At 42.6% G+C, this 24,149-nt stretch carries 23 protein-coding genes; 18 read left to right on the top strand and 5 right to left on the bottom strand.

What is annotated here, in order from left to right:
• Window positions 1-272: 272 nt before the first annotated feature.
• The 8 genes from miaB (at window position 273) to hfq (ending at window position 10,073) form a co-directional block, all read left to right on the top strand.
• Window positions 273-1,814 (top strand): tRNA (N6-isopentenyl adenosine(37)-C2)-methylthiotransferase MiaB, encoded by a 1,542-nt coding sequence (gene miaB, locus AZE41_RS15170; RefSeq protein WP_067211079.1) that lies wholly within the window; start codon window positions 273-275, stop codon window positions 1,812-1,814.
• A complete protein-coding gene (locus AZE41_RS15165) occupies window positions 1,814-2,245 on the top strand; it encodes a YlbF/YmcA family competence regulator (RefSeq protein WP_067211076.1) in 432 nt (143 codons plus the stop codon). The genes miaB and AZE41_RS15165 overlap by 1 nt, the downstream gene beginning before the upstream one ends.
• Before the next feature lie 123 nt (window positions 2,246-2,368).
• Entirely contained in the window at window positions 2,369-2,935 is a 567-nt protein-coding gene (cotE, locus tag AZE41_RS15160; protein WP_231885693.1) for an outer spore coat protein CotE, read from the top strand.
• Between the two features lie 384 nt (window positions 2,936-3,319).
• Complete coding sequence (mutS, locus tag AZE41_RS15155; RefSeq protein ID WP_067211073.1) at window positions 3,320-5,887, top strand: DNA mismatch repair protein MutS; 2,568 nt, start codon at window positions 3,320-3,322, stop codon at window positions 5,885-5,887.
• A 5-nt stretch (window positions 5,888-5,892) separates the two neighbouring features.
• Window positions 5,893-7,707: a DNA mismatch repair endonuclease MutL gene (gene mutL / locus AZE41_RS15150; RefSeq protein ID WP_067214008.1), complete on the top strand. Its 1,815-nt coding sequence runs from the start codon at window positions 5,893-5,895 to the stop codon at window positions 7,705-7,707.
• A 235-nt stretch (window positions 7,708-7,942) separates the two neighbouring features.
• Window positions 7,943-8,869, top strand: a complete 927-nt coding sequence (locus tag AZE41_RS15145) for an alpha/beta fold hydrolase (RefSeq protein ID WP_067211071.1) — start codon at window positions 7,943-7,945, stop codon at window positions 8,867-8,869.
• Window positions 8,835-9,800, top strand: coding sequence for a tRNA (adenosine(37)-N6)-dimethylallyltransferase MiaA (gene miaA, locus AZE41_RS15140; RefSeq protein WP_418064825.1), 966 nt, complete (start codon window positions 8,835-8,837; stop codon window positions 9,798-9,800). The genes AZE41_RS15145 and miaA overlap by 35 nt, the downstream gene beginning before the upstream one ends.
• A gap of 45 nt (window positions 9,801-9,845) precedes the next feature.
• On the top strand, window positions 9,846-10,073 hold the full coding sequence (gene hfq, locus AZE41_RS15135; protein WP_067211068.1) for an RNA chaperone Hfq: 228 nt from the start codon (window positions 9,846-9,848) through the stop codon (window positions 10,071-10,073).
• 230 nt (window positions 10,074-10,303) lie between these two features.
• Here the strand turns inward: hfq and AZE41_RS15130 are convergent, their stop codons facing one another.
• Window positions 10,304-10,903 (bottom strand): trimeric intracellular cation channel family protein, encoded by a 600-nt coding sequence (locus AZE41_RS15130; RefSeq protein ID WP_067211066.1) that lies wholly within the window; start codon window positions 10,901-10,903, stop codon window positions 10,304-10,306.
• Between the two features lie 145 nt (window positions 10,904-11,048).
• Here AZE41_RS15130 and AZE41_RS15125 point away from each other — a divergent pair, with 145 nt between their 5' ends.
• Complete coding sequence (locus tag AZE41_RS15125) at window positions 11,049-12,311, top strand: methionine gamma-lyase family protein (RefSeq protein WP_067211065.1); 1,263 nt, start codon at window positions 11,049-11,051, stop codon at window positions 12,309-12,311.
• A gap of 270 nt (window positions 12,312-12,581) precedes the next feature.
• On the opposite strand, the gene lexA is transcribed toward AZE41_RS15125, so the two are convergent.
• A complete protein-coding gene (lexA, locus tag AZE41_RS15120; protein WP_067211062.1) occupies window positions 12,582-13,202 on the bottom strand; it encodes a transcriptional repressor LexA in 621 nt (206 codons plus the stop codon).
• A 204-nt stretch (window positions 13,203-13,406) separates the two neighbouring features.
• On the opposite strand from lexA, the gene yneA reads away from it, so the two are divergent.
• The 6 genes from yneA (at window position 13,407) to AZE41_RS15090 (ending at window position 17,832) form a co-directional block, all read left to right on the top strand.
• The gene (gene yneA / locus AZE41_RS15115; RefSeq protein ID WP_067211060.1) at window positions 13,407-13,715 is read left to right on the top strand and encodes a cell division suppressor protein YneA; all 309 of its coding nucleotides are present in this window, start codon (window positions 13,407-13,409) and stop codon (window positions 13,713-13,715) included.
• The gene (locus AZE41_RS15110; RefSeq protein ID WP_067211058.1) at window positions 13,712-14,374 is read left to right on the top strand and encodes a YneB family resolvase-like protein; all 663 of its coding nucleotides are present in this window, start codon (window positions 13,712-13,714) and stop codon (window positions 14,372-14,374) included. Before yneA ends, AZE41_RS15110 begins: the two co-directional genes overlap by 4 nt.
• 64 nt (window positions 14,375-14,438) lie before the next feature.
• Complete coding sequence (locus AZE41_RS15105) at window positions 14,439-14,672, top strand: DUF896 domain-containing protein (RefSeq protein WP_067211055.1); 234 nt, start codon at window positions 14,439-14,441, stop codon at window positions 14,670-14,672.
• 74 nt (window positions 14,673-14,746) lie between these two features.
• Window positions 14,747-16,753 carry a transketolase gene (gene tkt, locus AZE41_RS15100; protein ID WP_067211052.1) on the top strand — a complete coding sequence of 669 codons (2,007 nt, stop codon included), beginning with the start codon at window positions 14,747-14,749 and terminating at the stop codon, window positions 16,751-16,753.
• 180 nt (window positions 16,754-16,933) lie between these two features.
• Window positions 16,934-17,383: a sporulation inhibitor of replication protein SirA gene (sirA, locus tag AZE41_RS15095; protein WP_067211050.1), complete on the top strand. Its 450-nt coding sequence runs from the start codon at window positions 16,934-16,936 to the stop codon at window positions 17,381-17,383.
• Window positions 17,384-17,589: 206 nt separating this feature from the next.
• Complete coding sequence (locus tag AZE41_RS15090; RefSeq protein WP_067211048.1) at window positions 17,590-17,832, top strand: YneF family protein; 243 nt, start codon at window positions 17,590-17,592, stop codon at window positions 17,830-17,832.
• Window positions 17,833-18,742: 910 nt separating this feature from the next.
• On the opposite strand, the gene AZE41_RS15085 is transcribed toward AZE41_RS15090, so the two are convergent.
• Window positions 18,743-19,669 carry an alpha/beta hydrolase gene (locus AZE41_RS15085; protein ID WP_067211046.1) on the bottom strand — a complete coding sequence of 309 codons (927 nt, stop codon included), beginning with the start codon at window positions 19,667-19,669 and terminating at the stop codon, window positions 18,743-18,745.
• Between the two features lie 15 nt (window positions 19,670-19,684).
• Window positions 19,685-20,587 (bottom strand): hydroxymethylglutaryl-CoA lyase, encoded by a 903-nt coding sequence (locus AZE41_RS15080; protein WP_067211043.1) that lies wholly within the window; start codon window positions 20,585-20,587, stop codon window positions 19,685-19,687.
• A 76-nt stretch (window positions 20,588-20,663) separates the two neighbouring features.
• On the opposite strand from AZE41_RS15080, the gene AZE41_RS15075 reads away from it, so the two are divergent.
• A complete protein-coding gene (locus AZE41_RS15075) occupies window positions 20,664-21,845 on the top strand; it encodes an acetyl-CoA C-acetyltransferase (RefSeq protein WP_067211041.1) in 1,182 nt (393 codons plus the stop codon).
• 22 nt (window positions 21,846-21,867) lie between these two features.
• Window positions 21,868-22,119 carry a DUF3886 domain-containing protein gene (locus AZE41_RS15070; RefSeq protein WP_067211039.1) on the top strand — a complete coding sequence of 84 codons (252 nt, stop codon included), beginning with the start codon at window positions 21,868-21,870 and terminating at the stop codon, window positions 22,117-22,119.
• 316 nt (window positions 22,120-22,435) lie between these two features.
• Here the strand turns inward: AZE41_RS15070 and AZE41_RS15065 are convergent, their stop codons facing one another.
• Window positions 22,436-22,708: an alpha/beta-type small acid-soluble spore protein gene (locus AZE41_RS15065; RefSeq protein WP_067211035.1), complete on the bottom strand. Its 273-nt coding sequence runs from the start codon at window positions 22,706-22,708 to the stop codon at window positions 22,436-22,438.
• Window positions 22,709-22,882: 174 nt separating this feature from the next.
• Between AZE41_RS15065 and AZE41_RS15060 the strand changes: the two genes are divergently transcribed.
• Window positions 22,883-24,145 (top strand): ATP-binding protein, encoded by a 1,263-nt coding sequence (locus AZE41_RS15060; RefSeq protein ID WP_231885692.1) that lies wholly within the window; start codon window positions 22,883-22,885, stop codon window positions 24,143-24,145.
• The last annotated feature ends 4 nt before the right edge of the window (window positions 24,146-24,149 follow it).

Genomic DNA, 24,149 nt, shown 5'->3' with positions numbered 1-24,149 from the left:
GAGGCTAACAGGATGTGAGTCACGCAGCTGTTGCCGCAGGACGCGGCGCACTTAGGCTGGGTTCCTTGAAAGCCAGCCCAGCTATGCGGCAAAGAACGCCGCTTCGCCGTTCCGTCTTATGCCTGTCGCGACTAAAACGGCGCCTTCCGTTTTTCATAACTGTGACAAACAACCGACAAAGCTTTGACTTCTTGTACAGGTGGTCAACAATTAAGTATAATGAAATCATACGTTAAAATTCCCAAGGCTTTGTATGAAAGGGGACAAGTTAAATGAACGAGGAACAGCGATTGAATGAAGGACTAGTGAAGCCGAATCTAGCAAAAACTGCTGACAAGGACTATAGCCACTATTTTCAGACAGCCTACGCACCACCTTCTTTGAAAGACGCAAAAAAACGTGGCAAAGAAGAAATCGCTTACTACGATAACTTTGAAATTGACGAGCGTTTCCGTGAAATGGGGGCGAATCGGAAGTTTTATATACGGACATATGGTTGCCAAATGAATGAACATGACACAGAAGTGATTGCTGGTATTTTAATAGGCCTTGGATATGAACCGACAGACACCGTTGAGGATGCGAATGTCGTGTTGCTCAATACATGTGCCATTCGTGAAAATGCCGAAAACAAAGTGTTTGGGGAGCTAGGTCATTTACAATCGTTGAAAAGAAGAAATCCTGACGTCTTGATCGGCGTATGTGGTTGTATGTCGCAAGAAGAATCAGTTGTTAATAAAATTCTTAAAAAGTATGATCAGGTTGATATGATTTTCGGAACACATAACATCCACAGGTTACCCCATATTTTAAATGAGGCCTATTTATCAAAAGAAATGGTCATAGAAGTGTGGTCAAAAGAAGGTGATATTATTGAGAACCTTCCAAAAGTCCGTCACGGAAACATTAAGGCTTGGGTCAACATTATGTATGGCTGCGACAAGTTTTGTACGTATTGCATCGTGCCATACACGAGGGGCAAGGAACGAAGCAGACGTCCGCAAGATATTATCCAGGAAGTACGGCAGTTAGCCGCAGAGGGCTATAAGGAAATTACATTGCTTGGTCAGAACGTTAACGCGTACGGAAAAGATTTTGACGAGACGAGTTATCGTTTTGGCGATTTAATGGATGATTTAAGCAAAATCGACATACCGAGAATCCGTTTCACAACTAGCCATCCCCGTGATTTCGATGACCATCTAATCGAAGTGCTGGCGAAGGGTGGCAATCTAGTCGATCATATTCACCTTCCCGTTCAATCGGGTTCCAGCGACATTTTGAAAATTATGGCGCGAAAATATTCACGTGAACATTATCTTGAGCTCGTGGGGAAAATTAAAAAAGCGATACCGAACGTTACATTAACGACGGATATTATCGTTGGATTCCCGAATGAAACGGACGAGCAATTCGAAGAGACAGTATCCTTGTACAGGGAAGTTGGTTTCGATATTGCTTACACGTACATTTATTCGCCACGGGATGGCACGCCGGCTGCAAAAATGGCTGACAATATTCCGATGGACGTGAAAAAAGAGCGTTTACAGCGATTAAATAAAGTCGTCAATGAATTATCCGCAGAAGCGATGAAACCTTACAAAGGTAAAATCGTTGAGGTACTTGTTGAAGGAGAAAGTAAGCGTAATCCGGAAGTTCTCGCTGGATATACGGAGAAGAGCAAACTCGTCAATTTCAAAGCACCCCAATCTGTAATTGGTAAAATAGTCAATGTGAAAATAATAGAGGCCAAAACATGGTCACTCGACGGTGAGTTTATCGGCGTAGTAGAAAAGGAAAAGGTGATGTCATAATGGAAAAGTTATATTCGAAAGATGAAATTATCGCAAAAGCACGCGAGATCGCAGTAATGATTGCGAACACAGAACAAGTGGAGTTTTTCAAGCGGGCAGAAGAGCAAATTAATGAAAATCAAAAAATCCGTGAAAACATTGCAAGTCTAAAATCATTGCAAAAGCAGGCAGTCAATTTCCAACAGTACGGAAAAGAAAGAGCGTTGGGTATCATTGAAGGTAAAATCGAAAAAATCCAAGGTGATATTGATGAAGTTCCTATTGTTCAGGAATTTAAACAATCACAAGGAGAAGTGAATGATTTACTTCAACTTGTATCGAACACAATCGCAAACACTGTCACAGATGAAATCATCAAAGCGACAGATGGCGATGTAAGACGTGGAGAAACGGGTTCTTATATAAAAAATACGACATATGAAAAACTATAAGTAAGTATACCAATCGGTGGGAAAATATTTCCTGCCGATTTTTCTCACTCTCTGGGCTTCTGTTGCATAAGATGGATTGAAGCGAATGGAGGAGGAATCGAACTGAAAAATTTACGTCAGATCGTGACGAAGACGGTTATTGCCAAGGGGAAGAAGCGGACTGAGACGACTGTGACACTGAAGCCGCCAAATAGTCCGACGAGTATACTCGGATGTTGGGTCATCAACCATACACATCAGGCGAAAAAGGTCGGTAAATTCATCGAAGTTACCGGTAAGTTCGACGTCAATGTTTGGTATTCCCATCAAGAACATTCAAAGACATCTGTGTTTACGGAGTCAATTCCTTACAAGGACCGGATTCGTTTGCATTATCGAGACGAACCGACATCTGGGCATGAAGAAGTCATCGTTGATGTTATCCAGCATCCGAACTGTACAGAAGCGGTTATTTCGGAATGTGGTGAGAAGTTCTGTATTACGATCGAACGAGAATTGATGGCAGAAGTTGTTGGCGAAACAAAAGTCTGTATTACGGTACATCCACAAAGTTTTGAAGAGGAATGGTCATTCCGTGATGAATCATCATCACATGATCATGACCACAGTCCAGGACATGAGCAAGCGCAAGTGCGGGGCAGTGACCAAGGGCATAGTCAGAAACAAGGTAGAGAATCATCGTCATTTTGAGAGCCGGCAAACACTACCGGCTTTTTTTCTTTTTGATGGATTCCGTGGGTGTGCAGGTACGCACCCTTCATAGCCGAAGTTTATGATGATAAATGTGTAGTTGAGATTAGAATCGTGAAGTTGCCATTAGAAATGCAAAGTTGAGATTAGAGCGGTGAAGTTGCGGTTAGAATCGTAAAGTTGCAATTAGAACGGTGGAGTTGCAGTTAGAATCGAAATGTTGCCATTTGAATTACGAAGTTGCAATTACACAAATACCGGACTCTTCGTTGTCCGGTATTTGCTTAGATTTTTGAAGACCGTAAAAATCACGCAGAACTTGGGCTCTTCGTTGCCCAAGTTTGTTATAATAATAAAAAATAGAATTTGTAGCGAGGTTAAAAAATGACAACACACACACCAATGATCCAACAATATTTAAAAGTGAAATCGGAACATAAAGATGCCTTTCTGTTTTTTAGATTAGGCGATTTCTATGAACTGTTTTTCACGGATGCGGAAGAAGCATCTCAAATACTTGAAATTACATTAACCAGTCGAGATTCTGGGAGTCGCGATCGGATTCCGATGTGCGGAGTACCCTATCATGCGGCTGCAGGTTATATAGAAACGCTCGTACGTAAAGGGCATAAAGTGGCTATTTGTGAGCAGACGGAAGATCCAAAAGAAGCGAAAGGCATCGTCAAAAGGGAAGTCGTTAAAATTATTACTCCTGGTACGATGACCGAAGGAAAAACAATTGATGCGAACACGAATCATTTCATCGGATCGGCTGACATTATTGATGGTAATAAGTATGCACTCGCTTATCTTGACCTAGCAACTGGTGAAGGTAAAGTGGAGTCTGTGGAAGGCGACGAGCGGACGCTGATTGCCGAAATTGAGGCACTGGGTATGAAAGAAGTCGTTGTCGATGAAGGACTGCATCTCGCTCTCAGTGATAGCATGGCGAAACGCAGTATTGTATTGTCCATCGAGTATGGCGAGGAACAGTTCGAAATGGAGAATCTTTTTGGTGCAATTCCAAACGAGGTCAAGGAAGCATGTAGCATGCTTGTATCTTATGTTAGGCGCACACAGAAAACGGCACTCGATCATATACGTCCATTCGAATTTATCCAGAAACAAACGAAACTATCCATTGATGCCAATTCAATGCGTAATCTGGAACTCATCCAATCAATTCGCAATGGTAGCAAGGATGGCACGCTTTACTGGTTGCTTGACGAGACTGTTACAGCGATGGGCGCCCGTAAATTAAAAATGTGGATTCATCAGCCATTAGCTGAGAAAAGAGCCATTGAAAATCGACTGGATGCAGTAACTGAACTTATTGAAGAGTTTTTTCTGCGGGATGAATTGAAGACAAGCCTAAAAGAAGTATACGATTTAGAGAGACTCGCTGGGCGAATTTCAATGGGAAGTGCGAGTGGAAGGGATCTTGCACAACTTCGTAACTCACTCCGTCGTGTCCCAAACATAAAAAAAGCACTTCATGAATCAGAAAGACCGTTACTAAATCAGTTTTCCGAACGAATTGACGGTTGCGAAGAAGCGCTACACATTCTTGAACTAGCAATTGCTGAAAATCCGCCACTATCCGTTAAAGAAGGCGGCATCATCAAGGATGGCTACGATGAAAAACTCGACCAATACCGTGATGCTTCAAAAAATGGTAAGGCGTGGCTTGCAGAACTTGAACGCGAGGAACGCGAGCGGACAGGCATTAAATCGTTAAAAATAGGATACAACAGAATATTCGGCTATTATATAGAGATTACGAAATCCAATATCCACCTTGCCGATTTGGAACGATATGAAAGAAAGCAGACGCTTGCGAATGCTGAACGTTACATAACTCCTGAGCTAAAAGAGAAGGAAGATCTTATCCTCAATGCGGAAGCGGGAGGACTAGAGCTAGAGTATCAGTTATTCAGTAAGGTTCGGGATTCCATGAAAACACATATTAGGCATATTCAGCATCTTGCAAGTGTCTTAAGCGAACTGGATGTCCTTCTTTCATTCGCAGCGGTTTCGGAAAAGCGTAACTACGTAAAACCAGTATTTCACGATGGAAAAGCATTGGAAATCAAGAACGGGCGTCATCCGGTCGTTGAAAAGATGATTGACCATTCTCTTTATGTTCCTAATAACTGCAAATTGACTGATGAAGCGAATATGTTGCTTATCACGGGACCAAATATGTCCGGTAAAAGTACATACATGCGGCAAGTAGCGCTCATTGTCGTGATGGCGCAGATTGGCTGCTACGTACCTTGCGATCAGGCGTCACTTCCTGTTACCGATCAAATATTCACAAGAATTGGTGCAGCGGATGACCTAGCTTCAGGACAAAGTACGTTTATGATGGAAATGATGGAATCTCAATTCGCAATCGCAAATGCAACTGCACAAAGTCTTCTCCTTTTTGATGAAATCGGACGCGGTACTTCAACATATGATGGTATGGCATTAGCGCAGGCGATGATGGAACATATTCACAATGAAATTGGAGCGAATACACTGTTTTCTACCCATTATCATGAGCTGACCAATTTGGATAATGAACTATCTCGACTTGAAAATGTTCATGTCGCTGCAATGGAACAGGATGGAAAAGTCGTCTTTCTCCATAAAGTGATGGCGGGGCCGGCTGATAAAAGTTACGGAATTTACGTTGCAGATCTTGCAGGTCTACCCGAATCGCTTCTCAACCGAGCAAAAACATTACTCACTACATTTGAAAATGTGGAAAAACGAACGGTTCATGAAGATGAACCAACGCAATTGAACTTTTTTGATATTCAACACGATGAGCAGGTTACCTTGTCGGCAGAAGAGCAAGATGTGCTGACTAATCTGAACGATGCTGATCTACTTAATATGACACCGTTCCAGGCACTGCAATACATCCATGAATTGAAAGAAAAGCTCAGACCTAAGAAAGGGTGAGACCGATAGACATCATCAAAGTGATGGACGATACGCTGTCCAATAAAATCGCTGCGGGCGAAGTCGTCGAACGTCCTGCTTCCATCGTGAAAGAGCTCGTTGAAAATGCGATTGATGCAGAAAGTACTGTGATTGAAATTGGACTTGAGGAAGCCGGTCTACTGACAATTCGTGTAACAGATAACGGCAATGGCATGTCTAAAAAAGATGCTGTTCAAGCGTTTGAGCGGCATGCAACAAGTAAGATATCAAATGACCATGATTTATTCCGAATTCGTACGCTTGGGTTCCGGGGAGAAGCACTTGCGAGTATTGCATCCGTGTCCAAGATAATTATGTGGACTTCTGACGGAGAAACAGAAGGCACAGAAGTCCAAATTGACGGAGGTCGACTTGTCAAACATGATAATGCGGCATTCCGCAAAGGAACGGACATTACTGTTTCTCAATTGTTTTTCAATACGCCTGCACGCCTAAAATATATGAAAACAATTCAAACAGAACTGGGCCATACAATCGATCTCGTCAATCGACTTGCACTAAGCCATCCTACAATTGCGTTTAAACTCTCGCATTACAGTCAAGTACTATTGCAGACAGCGGGAAGCGGAGATCAACGCCGTGTGCTTTCAGATATCTACGGTATAGCTGTCGCCCGTAAAATGGTGAGCTTCGCGGGCGAGAATGCGGATTACAAAGTTTCGGGTCATGTAACATTGCCCGAAATGACACGTGCGTCAAGAAACTATATGACGTTAATCGTCAATGGCAGATGGGTGAAGAGCAATGCGATCAATCATGCAATTCTAGATGCATTCCATACGTATTTGCCGATAGGACGCTCTCCAATCTCGGTTATCAACGTTGAAGGGGATCCCTATTTGACAGACGTCAATGTGCATCCTTCCAAACAACATATCCGCATGAGTAAAGAGGGTGAGTTACTGGCGCTCATTAAAGAATCTATTCAGAAGGCTATTCGGAAAAACACAATCGTTCCTGACGCTATAAAAAAAGAACCTGCCAAGAAAAATCAATCTGAACAAGTAAATATGTGGAATCAATTCCGAACAGAAAGGCCAACAACAGTGGCAGCACCGTCAATGAAACCACTAGAAAAACCAGCGTACGAGTCTTATGATCTTCCTGAAAATGATCCCGTTGAACAAAAGCCTTGGATGGTCAATGAACCGCAGATTGCCCTAGAAGAAGTTGAACAACAAGAAGTAGATAAAAAATTCCCGGCTCTAGCGCCAGTTGGACAGGTTCATGGTACCTATATTGTTGCGCAAAATGAAGACGGTTTCTTCATGATTGACCAGCATGCAGCCCAAGAACGAATAAAGTATGAGTTTTTTAGGGATAAATTGAGTGAGACGGATAATGAAGAACGTCAAATGTTACTAATTCCTCTTATGTTCCATTACTCAGCAGACGAGAAAACGAAAATTGAGGAAAACATGAGTATGTTGCAGGAAGTCGGTATCTTCCTAGAGGAGTTTGGACCTTCTTCCTATGCGGTAAAAGAATATCCATCTTGGTTTCCAACAGGAGAAGAGACGGTTATCATCGAAGATATTATTGAGCAAGTGTTGACTACACGAAAAATTGATATCGGTAAATTGCGTGAAGAAGCAGCCATTATGATGAGTTGTAAACGCTCCATCAAAGCAAATCACCATTTGACACTAGCAGATATGGAAAGGCTGTTGAATGATCTATCTGCAGTCGACAATCCATTTACTTGTCCACATGGCAGGCCAGTGCTTATCCATTTCACGACGTATGAACTGGAAAAAATGTTCAAACGAGTGATGTAGAAAGCAGATTGAGGAAGTATATATTCGTACTACCTGTGTAATCGTGCTGAATGCATGTACACGTGGATTGTTTGAGTCGCTAGCCCAAGGATTCGAAACTTAGCGTCAGAGACCTCTAACCGGTCTACAGAGGTAATTTGCAGTACTAAATGTTGCAGAAACGTGACTGGAACGCGATATTCCCTATCAAAATGTTCATATTGATCGAGACAAAAGCGAAGGACGGTGCATTCCAATGAGAGAAGCGACACTTGAAATGTCAGATGGTTTTTTAATTCATGCCATCGTGATGAAACCAGAAGGTAATCCGATTGGACATATCCATCTTCTTCACGGCATGTCCGAACATATTGGCAGATATGTAGAATTTGCATACTATCTCGTGGAGAAAGGATATATCGTATCTGGTCACGACCACCGGGGACATGGCAAGACGGCTAAAATGAACGGAATAAAAGGGCATTTTGCCGATGAGGACGGATTTGACCACGTTGTTCAGGATGCTTTCGAAGTCATTTCGAAACTTCGGGAGCAGTATCCATCCCCGCGTTTCGTTCTGTTCGGTCATAGTATGGGATCGTTCGTCGCACGGAGATATGTCCAACTCCATGGCAGTGAAGTTGATCTGGCAATATTTTCAGGGACAGGCGGAGACCCTGGTGCAAGCCGCTTCGCAGGGCAGGCAGTTGCTTATCTGCACGGCAAGAAAAACGGTTTTGATCAGCCAGATAATTTCCTAAACAAACTCGTTTTTGGTGGTTTCAATAAGTCGGTTCATCAACCGAAAACGCCATTTGACTGGCTTTCTACCGATACTGAAGCTGTTGAGAAATATTTGATTGACCCCGCTTGTGGAGTAGTCCCAACCACACGTTTTTTTGCGGATTTATTCAAAGGACTTGGAGAAATCCATGACATAGATGAAATAAATAAAATCCCTAAAAAACTTCCTATTATCCTTTTTTCAGGGAGTGAAGATCCGGTAGGTGACAGTGGAAAAGGGGTTTGGAGTGTAGCAAAGCAATACAATAAGGCGGGCCTAGAAGATGTTACGGTACTTTTGTTCGAAGGTGGCAGGCATGAAATGCTCCATGAAAAGAACCGTCAACACGTATTCAAAACCGTTTATGACTGGATTGAAAAAAATGAGCAAATATCCTGAAGTAATCGCAATCGTCGGACCAACAGCATCTGGAAAGACGTCGTTAAGTATTGAACTTGCCAAAATAATTGGCGGGGAAGTCATTAATGGTGATGCGATGCAAGTATACAAAGGGCTTGATATCGGGACAGCCAAAATCACAGAAGAAGAGATGAATGGCATCCCGCATCATTTATTCGATGTAAAAGAACCGAATGAACCTTTTTCTGTTGCAGAGTACCAAACGGATGTACGAAAGTGGATAAAAGATATACAGGGCCGTGGAAAAACTCCAATCATCGTAGGGGGTACCGGATTATACATTCAATCCGTACTGTTCGATTTCCGTTTTACAGAAGAAGCGGCGGATCTAGAAGTAAGGAAACGCTTGGAGCACGAACTTGCTGAAAAAGGGGCCGCATATCTGTATGAAAAACTGGTTGAGCTTGACCCGGTGAGTGCTGAAAAAATTCACCCGAATAATCATCGCCGGCTTGTTCGAGCGCTTGAAATCATTGAAGTTACAGGTAAAACAAAGGAAGATCATGAAGACGACGCAGGACACGCATCTCTTTATGACCATCTCATTGTTGGTCTTGAAATGGACCGGGATGTGCTCTATGAACGGATTGGTCTCCGTGTCGACATAATGATGGAGAAAGGTCTTCTAGAGGAAGCGAAACGATTATGGGATGAAGAAATTCGTGGCGTACAATCTGTACAAGCGATTGGCTATAAAGAACTTCATCAATATATCGAAGAGAAGTTGTTACTAGACGACGCTGTTGAATTAATTAAAAAAAATACGCGTAACTACGCAAAACGGCAAATGACCTATTTCCGCAACAAACTGGACATCAGCTGGTTCGATGCAGAATTGGGAACTACTGAAATTGTAAATAGAATTTTGGCAATCTTGAAGGGTTTCGATAATCTGGGTCGAATAAAGTAAGTGGAGCACTAGAAATATAGCTATGACAACTGGAGGATTCGGCGTATGAAACAGGTTAACATGCAAGAAACGTTTTTAAACTCGTTACGAAAGAATAATACATTTGTAACGGTATTCTTACTGAATGGATTTCAATTGAAAGGACTTATTAAATCGTATGACAATTATACCGTCTTGCTTGAGTCGGACGGCAAGCAACAACTAATTTATAAACATGCGATCTCCACATATGTCCCAACGAAACCGGTAATTTTAAAAGACGAAACGGAATAACCAAAAGCGAAAGCGCCTGTAACAAATGAATGTAGCTTAAGTGCGCCACTTCCTGTGGCAACAGCTACATGACCCACATCCTGTGGGCCCGCGGCAGACATAAGACGTGCCGACGAAGCGGCGTTCTTTGCCGCATAGTTGGACCGACTTATGACCGAGCCTCTAGGCGCTGAAGTCTAGACGTAACCAAAAGCGGAACAGGGAGTAAAATCCCCGTTCCGCTTTTGGTTTTAATGAATTTTTCCATTTGGCAATTTCCATTGGAAAACAAGCGAGAAAATACGTAGACCGGCTGTCATCACAAGTAACGCATAAAGTGCCAGATCACTCTTAAATAGCCCGAGGCCGACTATAAGACCGGCGAGTGCAGCCCACACTGCGTAGATGTCCCGTTTGAAGACGAGTGGCTTCCTTCCTGCGAGCAAGTCACGGATGACACCACCACCTGCTCCCGTTAGAACTGCTGCAACCATAACTGCATAAATTGACATGTTCAGTGATATGGCAAGCATGGCGCCTTGAATGGCGAATGCAGCCAATCCGATTGCATCAAAGTAATTACCCCATCTATTCCAATGGGAAAGAAGATACCTAGAGAAAAAGAAAATAATGGTTATCAAAATACTTGCCACAAAAAATAAGAATTGCTGATCCCATAATACAGAGACAGGCACACCTATTAAAACATTACGAACGGCACCACCGCCAAAAGCAGTGACCATACCCAATATATAAACGCCAAAAATATCATATTCCTCTTCCATCGCAACAATTGCGCCCGAGATAGCGAATGCTGCCGTACCGATAAAACTAAAAACATCCCAAGCCACTTCATTTCCTCCATTCAATATACCCTTAAGAATTCTAACAGATAACAATTAATAATCAATGACGAAAACCTTGTAAACGTTGACCTCTACGGACAGACTGATAAGATAATGAAGTGACTATTTAATGAAATGAGGAATACCAATTATGTTTACAGAACAAGACGACCTTTTATTTGAGAATGCGGAAGCGATCGAAGAGAAACTTGCACCATTTTTCAAAGGTATCGAAAAAACTGCCTTTTACAATCAACGGAAAGTACTCGCTGCGTTCCGTAAAAATACGGTGAGCGATTTTCACCTGACTGGTTCAACAGGTTACGGCTATGATGACGCGGGCCGAGATGTATTGGAACAAGTATACGCTGACGTTTTTGGAGCAGAAGATTGCCTAGTACGCAATCAAATTATATCTGGCACACATGCTATTTCAATCAGTCTTTTCGGAATCCTGCGACCAGGTGATGAGCTCCTTTATATTACAGGGAAACCTTATGATACATTGGACTCCATTGTTTCTGGAAAAGGGAAAGACACGGGTTCACTGCATGATTATGGCATCACCTATAAACATATCGATTTGAATGAAGCTGGTACAGTCGATTTTGAAGAAGTCGCTAAAAACATTCACAGTAAGACGAAAATGATTGGTATCCAGCGGTCAAAAGGCTATTCAGACCGTCCATCTTTCATGGTGGATGAAATTGGTGAAATGGTTCGTAAAGTGAAGGCCATCAATCCTGACCTCGTTGTGTTTGTCGACAACTGTTATGGCGAATTTGTCGAGGAACAAGAGCCGATTCAAGTCGGTGTTGACTTAATGGCAGGTTCACTGATCAAAAATCCAGGTGGAGGTCTCGCAAGAACGGGTGGTTATATCGCTGGGCGTGCAGACCTCGTTGAAAAGTGTGCATACCGGATGACTTCACCAGGTCTAGGGGCAGAAGCCGGGGCATCGCTGGATACGCTGCGGGAAATGTACCAAGGATTTTTCCTAGCGCCACATGTTGTCAGTCAAGCCGTAAAAGGAGCGCTTTTCACCGCAGCACTTCTAGAAAGTTTCGGACTCAACACATCGCCGCATTACACAGAAAAAAGAACCGATCTAATTCAGTCGGTATCCTTTGAAAATGCCGATCAAATGATTGCGTTCTGTCGGTCAATTCAAGAAAACTCGCCTATCAATGCGCACTACGCCCCTGAGCCTTCGTATATGCCCGGCTACACCGACGATGTCATCATGGCGGCAGGGACATTCATCCAAGGCTCCAGCATCGAACTGACGGCAGACGGCCCCATCAGACCGCCCTATACGGCGTATGTCCAAGGTGGCTTGACGTACGAGCATGTAAAAGTAGCCGTGCTATCTTCAATCGGTAAACTAGTTAAGGAAAACTTAATCGGGAATTAAATTAAACGAACTGACACGGCAATCAGCGAAACTGTGAGGGCAAAGCGGAAAACTGTAATGGCAACGCCGAACTGTCACGGCAATCAGTGAAACTGTGAGGGCAAAGCGGAAAACTGTAATGGCAACGCCGAACTGTCATGGCAATCGGCGGAACTGTGAGGGCAAGACGGTGAACTGTCACGGCAAAGCTGAAAACTGTCACCTCAACGCTACAAATAAAAAGGGCTGTTTCCTTCAATCGAAGGAAACAGCCCTTTTGCATACTTAGAATTAATGAATCATACGATAAACGCCAACTACCTTACCTAAAATTGATACGTTATCAAGGATGATTGGATCCATTGAAGCATTCTCAGGTTGCAGACGGAAATAATCTTTTTCTTTAAAGAAACGTTTCACTGTAGCTTCATCGTATTCGGTCATTGCCACGACAATCTCGCCGTTATTTGCTGTCTGTTGTTGTTTAACGACAACATAGTCGCCATTCAAAATTCCGGCCTCAATCATACTGTTACCAACTATTTCAAGCATGAACAGATTGTCTTCCGATGTACCAAAAGATTCAGGTAGTGGGAAGTACTCTTCGATATTTTCAATAGCTGTAATTGGAAGACCAGCCGTAACTTTACCGACAAGAGGTACGTGAAGAACGCCGGGTTTCAACGTTTCTAAGCCTTCTGGATCGAGTACTTCAATTGCTCTCGGTTTTGTCGGGTCTCTTCTAATGAAACCTTTGCTTTCCAATCGCGCTAAATGCCCGTGAACAGTCGAACTTGATGCCAAACCGACAGCCTCGCCAATTTCTCTCACGGATGGTGGATAACCTTTTTTCTTCACTTCAGATTTAATGAAAGACAAAATATCTTCCTGCCTTTTTGAAATTTTTTGCATCCTATTCACCTCTCACCTTATATTCTGCTAATTTCCGAAAGTCGTAAAATAAATTCCCGACAATCTAGTCTTTTCGATAGATTCATTATATCAGTCTCTTGTATAAATGGCAAACACAGGTTCGAATAAGTGTTGACAAACTCATTTTCCTTTTCTATAATGAGAACAAGCATTCCGAACAAGTATTCGTAAGGGGGAGTAATGATGACTTTTATTAAAAGAAATAGCTATGTTGTACTTATTATCGTTTTATGTATGGTTTTTGCAATTATAGGTGTAAGTAAATACGAGAAGGAACAAATGGTCACGAAAATAACAATTACTGAAGGGGATACGCTTTGGGGTCTCGCTTATCTTCACTCGGATAATATGTCTACAGATAAATGGATCAAAGAAGTGATAAAATTGAATGACCTATCATCTGCTACAATAAAAAGAGGCGAGGATCTACTTTTGCCTGCTGTACGGACTGTGGGGGAAAACAATACACAACTGGCGGGTGTTAATCGATGACAGGGCACTATAAAAGATGTGTCATCTATTGCCGGGTGAGCACTGAGAAAGAAACGCAGGAAATGTCACTGGTGAGGCAAGAAGAGGAGCTTGTGGACTTGGCAACTGAACTCGGTCTCGAACATGTCGCGACATTTATGGATAAGCATAGCGGTTTTGACATTGACCGTGAGGGGCTTCTAAGTCTGCTGGATTACATCCGTGACGAGGAAGTCGATGCAATCCTAATCCAAGACGAAACAAGACTTGGACGTGGAAATGCAAGGATGGCAGTTTTACATCTATTGGCAAAAACGGACACGGCGATTTATTCACATAATGATAGCGGACCTATAGCACTCAATGAAATGGATACAATGTTACTTGAGATTTTAGCTATCGTCGAAGAGTACCAGCGCAAACTACATAACGCCAAAATCAAAAGGGGCATGAAACGCGCAGTAAGGGAGGGCTATCGACCCGAGCGTAACTTGAAAAATAGGGGTAACGTGGACGGTCGTGAACGGATTGAAGTGCCGATAGCTGAAATCGTTTCATTGAGGGACAAAGGACTAACCTATGAAGAAATTACTGGTGTCTTGAAAGGACTCGGGCATGATATTAGTAAAGCGACCGTGCATCGCAGGTATAAAGAATATGAGGTGGAGCAGGAAGGCTGATTTATTGCACTTTCTGCTCTTTTTGTATACGTTTGTAGTCATAAACTATAATGGAGGAAATAATATGCTATCAGCTGATAAAATGAAACGAATTAATGAACTATCAAAAAAATCGAAGACGGCAGGTCTGTCGGTCGAAGAAGCCAAAGAACAGACACAACTGCGAAAAGAATATCTAGAGACATTTCGTTCATCAATGCGCAATACAATTGAGAATGTCAAAGTTCTTGATACTGAAGGCAATGATGTGACACCTGATAAGGTGAAAGACGCCCGTGGCGGAAAATATCTAAACTGAGCTTTGCATTAACTGCACGAATTGTCTAAACTAAGATATGTAGATAATTACATATGACGGGAAGGATGTACACAATGACTAAACAAATTGATCAGCTAGCCATTAACACAATCCGTACGCTCTCTATTGACGCAATCGAAAAAGCGAATTCTGGACACCCAGGTTTACCAATGGGGGCTGCTCCAATGGCCTATACGCTTTGGACGAAGCATATGCATCACAACCCTTCAAATCCACAGTGGTTTAACCGTGACCGTTTCGTTCTCTCCGCAGGACACGGCTCAATGCTTTTATACAGTCTTCTTCATCTTGGTGGTTATGGACTTCCGATGGATGAAATCAAGAACTTCAGACAATGGAACTCTAAAACACCGGGACATCCCGAATACGGTCATACAGTCGGTGTCGAAGCAACAACTGGCCCACTTGGACAAGGTATTGGTATGGCAGTCGGAATGGCAATGGCAGAACAACACCTTGCTGCAACGTACAATCAACCAAGTTTTGACGTTGTCGACCACTACACATATGCTCTATGCGGTGATGGCGATCTCATGGAAGGCGTTGCTGCTGAAGCAATTTCACTTGCAGGTCACTTGCAGTTAAATAAACTGATTGTCCTATATGATAGCAATGATATTTCACTAGACGGCGAGCTTGACATGTCTTTCTCTGAAAATATTCGTAAGCGCTTTGAATCATATGGTTGGAATTACATCCGTGTTGAAGACGGTAACGACATTGGCCACGTTTCATCAGCTATCGAAGAAGCTAAAGGCAATGTCGGAGGTCCGACAATGATCGAAGTTAAAACGGTCATCGGTTACGGGTCACCAAACAGATCTGGAAAATCAGATGCGCATGGTATGCCACTTGGTGAAGATGAAATGAAATTGACAAAAGAATATTATAAATGGACGTTCGAAGAAGATTTCCATGTACCTGAAGGCGTCTATGAAACATTCCAAGAATCTGCCGAGAAATTGGGCGTGCAAAAAGAACAGGAATGGAACGAACTTTTTGAAAAATACGAAACGACACATGCGGACCTTGCGAAGCAATTGAAAGATGCAATCGAGCGTAAACTACCTGAAGGCTTTGAAAAATCTTTGCCGACGTATGAAGCGGGTTCATCTCACGCGACACGTTCTGCATCTGGTGACGCTATCAATGCGATTGCTAAACAGCTTCCTTCGTTCTTTGGTGGAAGTGCGGACCTTGCAGGGTCTAACAAGACGACAATTAAAGGAGCAGGAGATTTCCTTGCTACTGATTATTCCGGCCGTAATATTTGGTTCGGTGTTCGTGAGTTTGCAATGGGAACGGCGTTAAACGGAATGACTTTACATGGCGGATTACATGTATTCGGTGGGACGTTCTTCGTGTTCAGTGACTACGTACGTCCCGCTATCCGACTTTCATCTCTGATGGGTATACCTGTCACATACGTCTTCACACACGACAGCGTAGCTGTTGGTGAAGACGGTCCTACACATGAACCAGTTGAACAACTTGCTGCGCTTCGTGCGATGCCTGGATTGTCAGTTATTCGTCCGGCTGACGCTAACGAAACTGCAGCTGCTTGGAATATTGCAGTGTCGTCGAAGAACTCGCCAACTGCACTAGTATTGTCTCGTCAAAACTTGACTGTCCTTCCGAAGTCAGCTGAACTTGCGATGGAAGGCGTCAAAAAAGGAGCTTACATCGTATCCCCTGCAAGCAAAAAACAAGCGGACGCAATTTTAATTGCAACCGGTTCTGAAGTTAGCTTAGCGGTATCTTCACAGGCGAAACTATTAGCTGAAGGAATCGATGTTACTGTTGTTTCAATGCCTTCGTGGGACCTGTTTGAGAAACAAGACGATGCATACAAACAAAGCGTATTGCCGAAAGACGTAAAAAAACGTCTTGGTATCGAAATGGGTGTTTCATTAGGGTGGCATAAATATGTTGGTGACGAAGGCGCGATCATCGCGATTGATACTTTCGGAGCAAGTGCACCTGGAGATACTGTCATCAAAGAATTTGGTTTCACAGAGGACAATGTTCTTGCAACTGTGAAAATGTTAATCAACAACTAAAAATAAATCAAACAGTCCCGATCGCCGAAGAAACTCTGGTAATCGGGACTGTTTTTCAAGACTACTTGACAGAATTTTTAGTTATCCGTCTTTTCCGACAATAATAGTGCAGTTCTATTCCGCAATATGACAACCTTTTTATATCAAACCATGTAGGATTATCTCTAGGGGGTGGCGATATTGCGATCATACGGAATTTATAAAGTGAAAGAAATGTACCAGCCATTCGTCATTGGACGTGAACGGCTGTTGTATGACCTATTAAAAGAAGATGAGCAGAATAATGATTGTATGCCTGAAGTCCATTACTTATGTGACAGGCTTGAAGAGAAAATGATTGATGAGGCTATCATTGCAAACCTTGGCGAAGGATTTACGTCGATTGAATCCCGAAATGGGGAATACAAACTGACGCATCCCGTCAAAGGATCCATTCTTATTTCGTTATCATCGTATTCGCTTAATGTCTTTTGCGACGGATCCCGCATGCTCGATTTAGATTTGTTTGTTGCCTTATCTGGGGCGGCAGATCGCTTCTTCGCTGTTATGGATGGGCACGGGGAATGGGGATGGCTGAAACCGGTCAAAACGACTGATTTTCGTTCATATGAAGAAGCCGCATATCTTTGACATGATATTTATAGGATAGGGACAAAAAGGACCCAAATCTCAAAAATAGGGTCTATTTTGTCTGTTTAAATAGTGTGAAGTAAGAAATGCTATTATGCGATGATTAGAATATTTAATTGTGGTCCATTGCTATTCACTAGTGCAATGTTGTATAATCCATCATGGTAGAGAAAAATCGAATAACTGAAGTAGAGGAGGTATAGCGGATGACTACAGTATGGTGGATCGTTTTGATCATCGTCGCGCTATTAGCAGGTGTGGCCCTCGGATTTTTCATTGCACGTCAATATATGATGAAATATTTGAAAGATAACCCACCGATTAATGAAGACATGTTACGTATGATGATGATGCAAATGGGACAAAAACCCTCACAGAAAAAAATCAATCAAATGATGAACCAAATGAACAAAGTAAGTGACAAAAAAGATAAAAAGGTTAAAAAGTAATTACGTAATACCCGTTATTAATGGGGATGTAAAGGATTAGTGAAAAGGAAAGCCTGCAAATTTTTATACATAGGTTAATCTTTCACCTGAAATTTACTCGGATTACTTAAACTTTCTACCGATCACTTAATAAGCCATTTTTACTGTTGAACGCTTGACAGGAAAGATGGTTTTTTGTTGTCTAGGAATATATTGATTTCCTACTGAGGATAAGTAAACGCTCGGGTGTATGATCAGTCGTGTGAAGTTTATGCTCGGTAGGCGTGGTATATGATTGGTCGTGTGAAGTTTATGCTCGGTCGGCGTGGTATATGATTGGTCGTGTGTCGTTAATGCTTGGTTGGCGTGGTATATGATTGGTCGTGTGTCGTTAATGCTCGGTTGGTATGGTATATGATCGGTCGTGAGTAGTTAATGCTCGGTTGGCGTGGTATATGTTGGTCGTGTGTTGTTAATGCTCGGTCGGCGTGGGATATGATTGGTCGTGAGTAGTTAATGCTCGGTTGGCGTGGTATATGTTGGTCGTGTGTTGTTAATGCTCGGTCGGCGTGGGATATGATCGGTGGTGTGTCGTTAATGCTCGGTTGGTATGGTATATGATCGGTCGTGAGTAGTTAATGCTCGGTTGGCGTGGTATATGTTGGTCGTGTGTCGTTAATGCTCGGTCGGCGTGGGATATGATCGGTCGTGTGCCGTTAATGCTCGGTTGGCATAAGATATGATTGGCTGTGGATAGTTAATGATCGCTTCGCATAGGATATGATTGATAGCGGGGCATTTATGATCGGTAGCAAGGTATTTACGTTTGGTCACGCAAAAAAAGTTAAACAAAAACCCCGAATTTCGGGTCTTTTTTCAAAGTGTCCGAAATTCGGGGTACAGTTCAATGGTTCATAACTTGTTTATTTCTTCAATCTCTAAATTTAAACCGTCCTAGAAATTCCTGTACTGTTTTTTCGTATTGCACAGGATTATCATTGAACGATTTGGCGTGGGCACCTTTTTTAAAAAGTTTCAACATTTTGTCGCCTTGCTTTGCTTCGTACAATTCCTCTGTCATATAGGGAAGGATGAAATCGTCTTCCAAACTGTGGATGAACAGAACCGGTTTAGTAATGTTTCTGACGACTTCTCGCGGAGAGACAAGGTTCAGGGTGTAGCCATCGCGCATTTTAAGAAAGACGTTGGCAACACGTAGAGCCATTGATGATCGTATAGGCGTATTTGTCCGTAAAATATGAAGAATCTGCTCGGAGAAATCAGAAAACGGACAATCGACGATATGAAAATTTGCTTCATCCTTAAAGGTTCCCGCATATAATATCGTCGTTGCAGCACCCATTGATTCACCGTGGATGCCGAGCAATGCCCGTTTCCCAATTCGTTCCCGTACCGCACGGACAATTACCTGTAAATCAATCTTTTCATAATATCCAAAACTTGTCGTCCTTCCTCCTGAATCACCATGTCGTCGATGATCATAAATGACAGAATTAAATCCAAGACGTTCAAAAAGACGGGCATATTTCATCGAATTGATTTTATTTTCCGTTACGCCGTGACAAATGATTACCGTTCTTGCCGTTTCAAGTGGTTTCAGAAAGACCGCTTTCAATAAATAACCGTTTGGTGACTCAATCCACATATTGTCTTTGCGCACTGTTTCATACCAATGTTCATCGAACCGTTTCGAAATAATTTCACGTTCTAAAATAAAGTTGGAATCCTTCAACTTCAAAAACATCAGTCTATTCGTTGCGAGAAATCCGAAAATGCTCAGTAACGCTGTAACAATGCTAGAGATCACACCGGTTATATAAAGAACGCGCCGTTTCAACCCACTCAACTCCCTTTACAGTTGATCGTTCTCAAACAATCTGTACATTCCTGTGTCAATTGGCCGTGACACATGCGGCGCAACCACTTGGACTGCTTGACAAACTTTTTTTACATCGACACCGGTTTCGATGCCAAGCGTATCGAGCATATTGACAACATCTTCAGTTGCAACATTGCCTGTTGCACCAGGTGCGAATGGACAGCCGCCCAAGCCGCCTGCAGACGTATCAAAACGGTTGATACCTGCTTGTAGCGCAGCAAAAATATTTGCTATCGCCATTTTGCGTGTATCGTGGAAATGAGCTGTCAACAGTACGTCTGGAAATTCTTCTTTCAATGTCTTGAATAACTCATAACTTTCACGGGGATTCGCCTTCCCAATCGTATCCGCGACACTAAGTTCGTTCGCACCCATGGCGACAAATCGTTTACAAAGTGCGACGACATCCTCTATCTCTATCTTCCCTTCATACGGACAATAAAACGCAGTTGAAATACAAGCCCGTATAAAAACGTCATTTATTTTTAATTTCGCAAAGACGGGCTGAAGCGCATCGATGCTTTCAGCGGTTGTTCGGTTAATGTTTTTTTTGTTAAATGTATTGCTCACCCCAACGAACACGGCAATACTGGTCGCACCAGCTTCAATTGCAAGCTCGGCACCTTTGTCATTCGGTGCAAGGACGAATTGCCTGCCGACCTTTTTTGACTTTTCTACAATCGTTTTTGCATCCGCCATTTGCGGCACCCATTTCGGTGATACAAACGAAGTTAGCTCCATTTCTTGAATGCCTGCCCCTTGTAAAGCCTCAATAAATGCTAGCTTATCATTTTCATTGACATGTTTCTTTTCGTTTTGAAGCCCATCGCGTGGACCAACCTCGATTATTGTGACGTTGTTTGGTAAAATGAACATATCATCCCTCCTCTAGTATATTGTAATGAAGGGATGCATATACAGGCAACTTAAATAAGGGAATGGGGGAAAAGAAATGTCGAAAGAAGTCGTAATCATCAGTGCGGTTCGTTCTGCTATCGGATCGTTCCTTGGTTCATTGAAAGATATACCGGCAACAGATCTTGGGGCGACAGTTATTAAAGAGGCATTGAAACGTGCAGGGGTGGCACCAGAGAGCGTTGACGAAGTAATCATGGGGAATGTCCTACAGGCTGGATTAGGTCAAAATCCGGCGCGACAAGCGGCAATGAAAGCGGGACTACCTGAAACCGTTCCTGCTCTGACAATTAATAAAGTTTGTGGCTCTGGATTGAAAGCTGTGCATCTTGCACGTCAAGCAATTATTGCAGGAGATGCGGATATTATTGTCGCAGGTGGTATGGAAAACATGAGCCAAGCCCCATACATAATGAAAAATGGCCGAGAAGGCTTTAAAATGGGGGACCAAAAAATTATCGACAGTATGATTTCAGATGGACTTTGGTGTGCATTCAATGATTATCATATGGGCATCACAGCAGAAAATCTTTGTGATCGATATTCAATTACCCGTGAAGAGCAAGATACATTTTCGGCAGCATCACAACAAAAAGCGGCGGCAGCAATTGAAGCCGGAACTTTCGCAGAAGAAATCGTTGCGATTGAAATCCCGCAGCGAAAAGGCGATCCTATCCTTTTCGATCAAGACGAATTCGTCAAAGCCGGAACAACTGCAGACAAGCTCGGTAAACTGCGACCGGCATTCAAAAAAGATGGCAGTGTAACAGCCGGAAATGCTTCAGGTATTAACGACGGTGCAGCAGCATTCGTTATTATGTCGAAAGAAAAAGCAGACGAGCTTGGCTTGACGCCACTAGCAACAATCGTAGCGAATGGTAATGCGGGCGTCGATCCTTCAGTTATGGGTCTGGGTCCTGTGGAAGCCGTTAAAAAAGCACTCACTAAAGCCAATATGCAACTATCCGAAATTGATTTGATTGAAGCGAACGAAGCATTTGCAGCACAGTCAATCGCGGTCGGAAAAGAACTTGAATTTGACGCATCAAAACTGAATGTTAATGGCGGCGCAATCGCACTTGGCCATCCAATCGGGGCTAGTGGGGCACGCATCCTAGTTACACTTCTTCACGAGATGAAACGTCGTGATGTGAAATCCGGACTTGCTACGCTATGCATAGGTGGGGGACAGGGAGTCGCAACAATCGTTACACGATAATGAACGAGAGTAGGTGAAAAGAATGGCGAAAAAACGTAAACAAACTGCACCACAGCCGAAAAAAAGAGACAATGAAGGATCGGTATTTTCCGATGCACTTGATGATGATATTCTTGAAAAATTGAAAGCGGCAAAAAAGGCATTGTCAGCTGCTGAAGAGACGAAAGAAGAGGAACGCCAAGAGCAAATTCGCCTTGAACGCAAAGAACGTGAGAAAAATAAAAGTTTTGGAGAACTACTCCAAGAGTTCGGAGATACTGGATCGAAGTTTTAATTGGTAGCACCGGCTGCAATTTGGCTGGTGCTTTTTTTGGGGTGTCTTGTTCCCGAACTATCTAACGAGAGCGGTAGAGTGTCCAACCATTTAGCTGAACTATCCAACAAACGCGGTGGTTTCCAACCATTAAGCTGAAGTGTCCAACCATTACGCCGAACTAGTCCAACGAACGTGGTGGTTTCCAACCATTAAGCTGAAGTATCCAACGAACGCGGCAAAGTTTCCAACCATTACACCGAACTGTACAACAAACGCAGTAAAGCGTCCAACAAACAAAAACGCTGCCCCTTGGGTTACGGGACAAGCGTTAGATTCATTTCTTTGCCATTTGCTCTTGCGCCATTCTCACCATTTCTTTCACCATATTGCCACCAATCGAGCCGCCGATTTTCCCCGCCTGTTCCGACGTTAGTTTTCCGTTATAGTCCTTTGATAGTGGAATGCCGAGTTCCTCCGCAATTTCGAATTTCACGTTATTGGGTGCAGATTTATCCACGTCGTAGCCTTGGGCTTGCATGACGTCCGCTTTCAGCTGATCTAACGCTTGTCGTGCACCAGGTACCAAAATCCTATTTTTGCTAGCCATTTTATCTCCTCCAGTAAGCTGTAGTGTCCCCAAAATACAGGAAAACACACTGCAAATCGAATTCAGTACGCTCTTTCGCAAGTAAACAAATTTTACTTCTTTCATTTATCAATAAATTGGTTGATAATAATCGTACACAAACAGTGTGGTGGGACATAAAAGGAGAAATTAATGTTGTCTATAACTAAACTTAAAAATAGTATCGGAACTACTGGTGTCACTTACGTTGTAATTGCTTTATTGACCGCGATTGCTAGCGAGATTAAAGTGATTCCTTTCAACGGGGAGAATTTCCGTTTCGGATTAGGAAGTATTACGTTCTTTTTACTCATTCTTATTCGTCCTTCTATTCCATTGATTCGAACGGGTCTTATCACGGGGATCACGGTGGTTTGTTTCCGATTAATTGGCGATTTTACGACTGAGACTATTTCATTTTGGGCAAGTTTACAAAATCACCTGCCTGCATTTTTGTATTATGTGCTATTTGCAATCGGATTTAGCATTATTAAAATTGAACCATACAAAGCGTTTCCATTACTTTTGGGCGCATGGGCTCTCCTTTTTGAATTTATCGGAAATAGCGCGGAGCATCTTATGCGCTATTTATTGTCAATGCATGTGGATTTAGGTTTTCGTGAATGGGCATTAATAGCTGGGACGGCTTTGTTTCGCAGTTTTTTTGTAGTGGGACTTTATAGCATGATCACGGTATCGGAACAAAAGAAACAGATGCAAGAAATGCTTGGCGTGGGTGCAGACTTATATGCGGAAAGTCTTTATCTACAAAAGTCATTGGACCATATTGAGCAAATCACGGCAGCGAGTCATGAGTTGTATCGGAAATTAAAAAAGGAAAATCTTCAAGAGTTAAGCGTGCAAGCATTGCTTATCACGCAAGAAATACACGAAGTGAAAAAAGACACGCAGCGGATTCTTTCTGGGATTTCCAGTATATCTACAGAAAAAAGAAATGATGTCCTCTTACTTTCGGAAGTGCTAAGCTTGGTTGTTACCGCAAATGATAAATATAGTATTTTGCTTAGGAAAAAAATCGCTTTTCAACTATCGCTTTCAGTTGATTTCGAGACGACTCAACAAATCCCGTTGCTCGCACTATTGAATAACCTTACCGCAAACGCTGTTGAATCCATTGAGCAGAAAGGCGAAATTACAGTAACGGTATACGAAGAAGCGGCATACACCCATTTCATACTAAAAGACACGGGAATAGGGATTTTAGAAGAGGATTTACCAATTATTTTTGAAGCGGGTTATACGACGAAATTTAACAATCATGGCGTTGCCGCAACGGGAATCGGCTTGTCTCATGTGCAACATATAATACAAACGCTTGAAGGTCAAATTCAAGTAGAGTCTTTGGATGAAGAGACGATTTTTCAAATCCGAATTCCAACGAAGAACATTAGAAAGTGAGATG

Origin of the sequence: Sporosarcina psychrophila (assembly GCF_001590685.1) — a bacterium.
Taxonomy (GTDB): Bacteria; Bacillota; Bacilli; order Bacillales_A; family Planococcaceae; genus Sporosarcina; species Sporosarcina psychrophila.
This window is presented reverse-complemented; position numbering and strand designations above follow the sequence as displayed.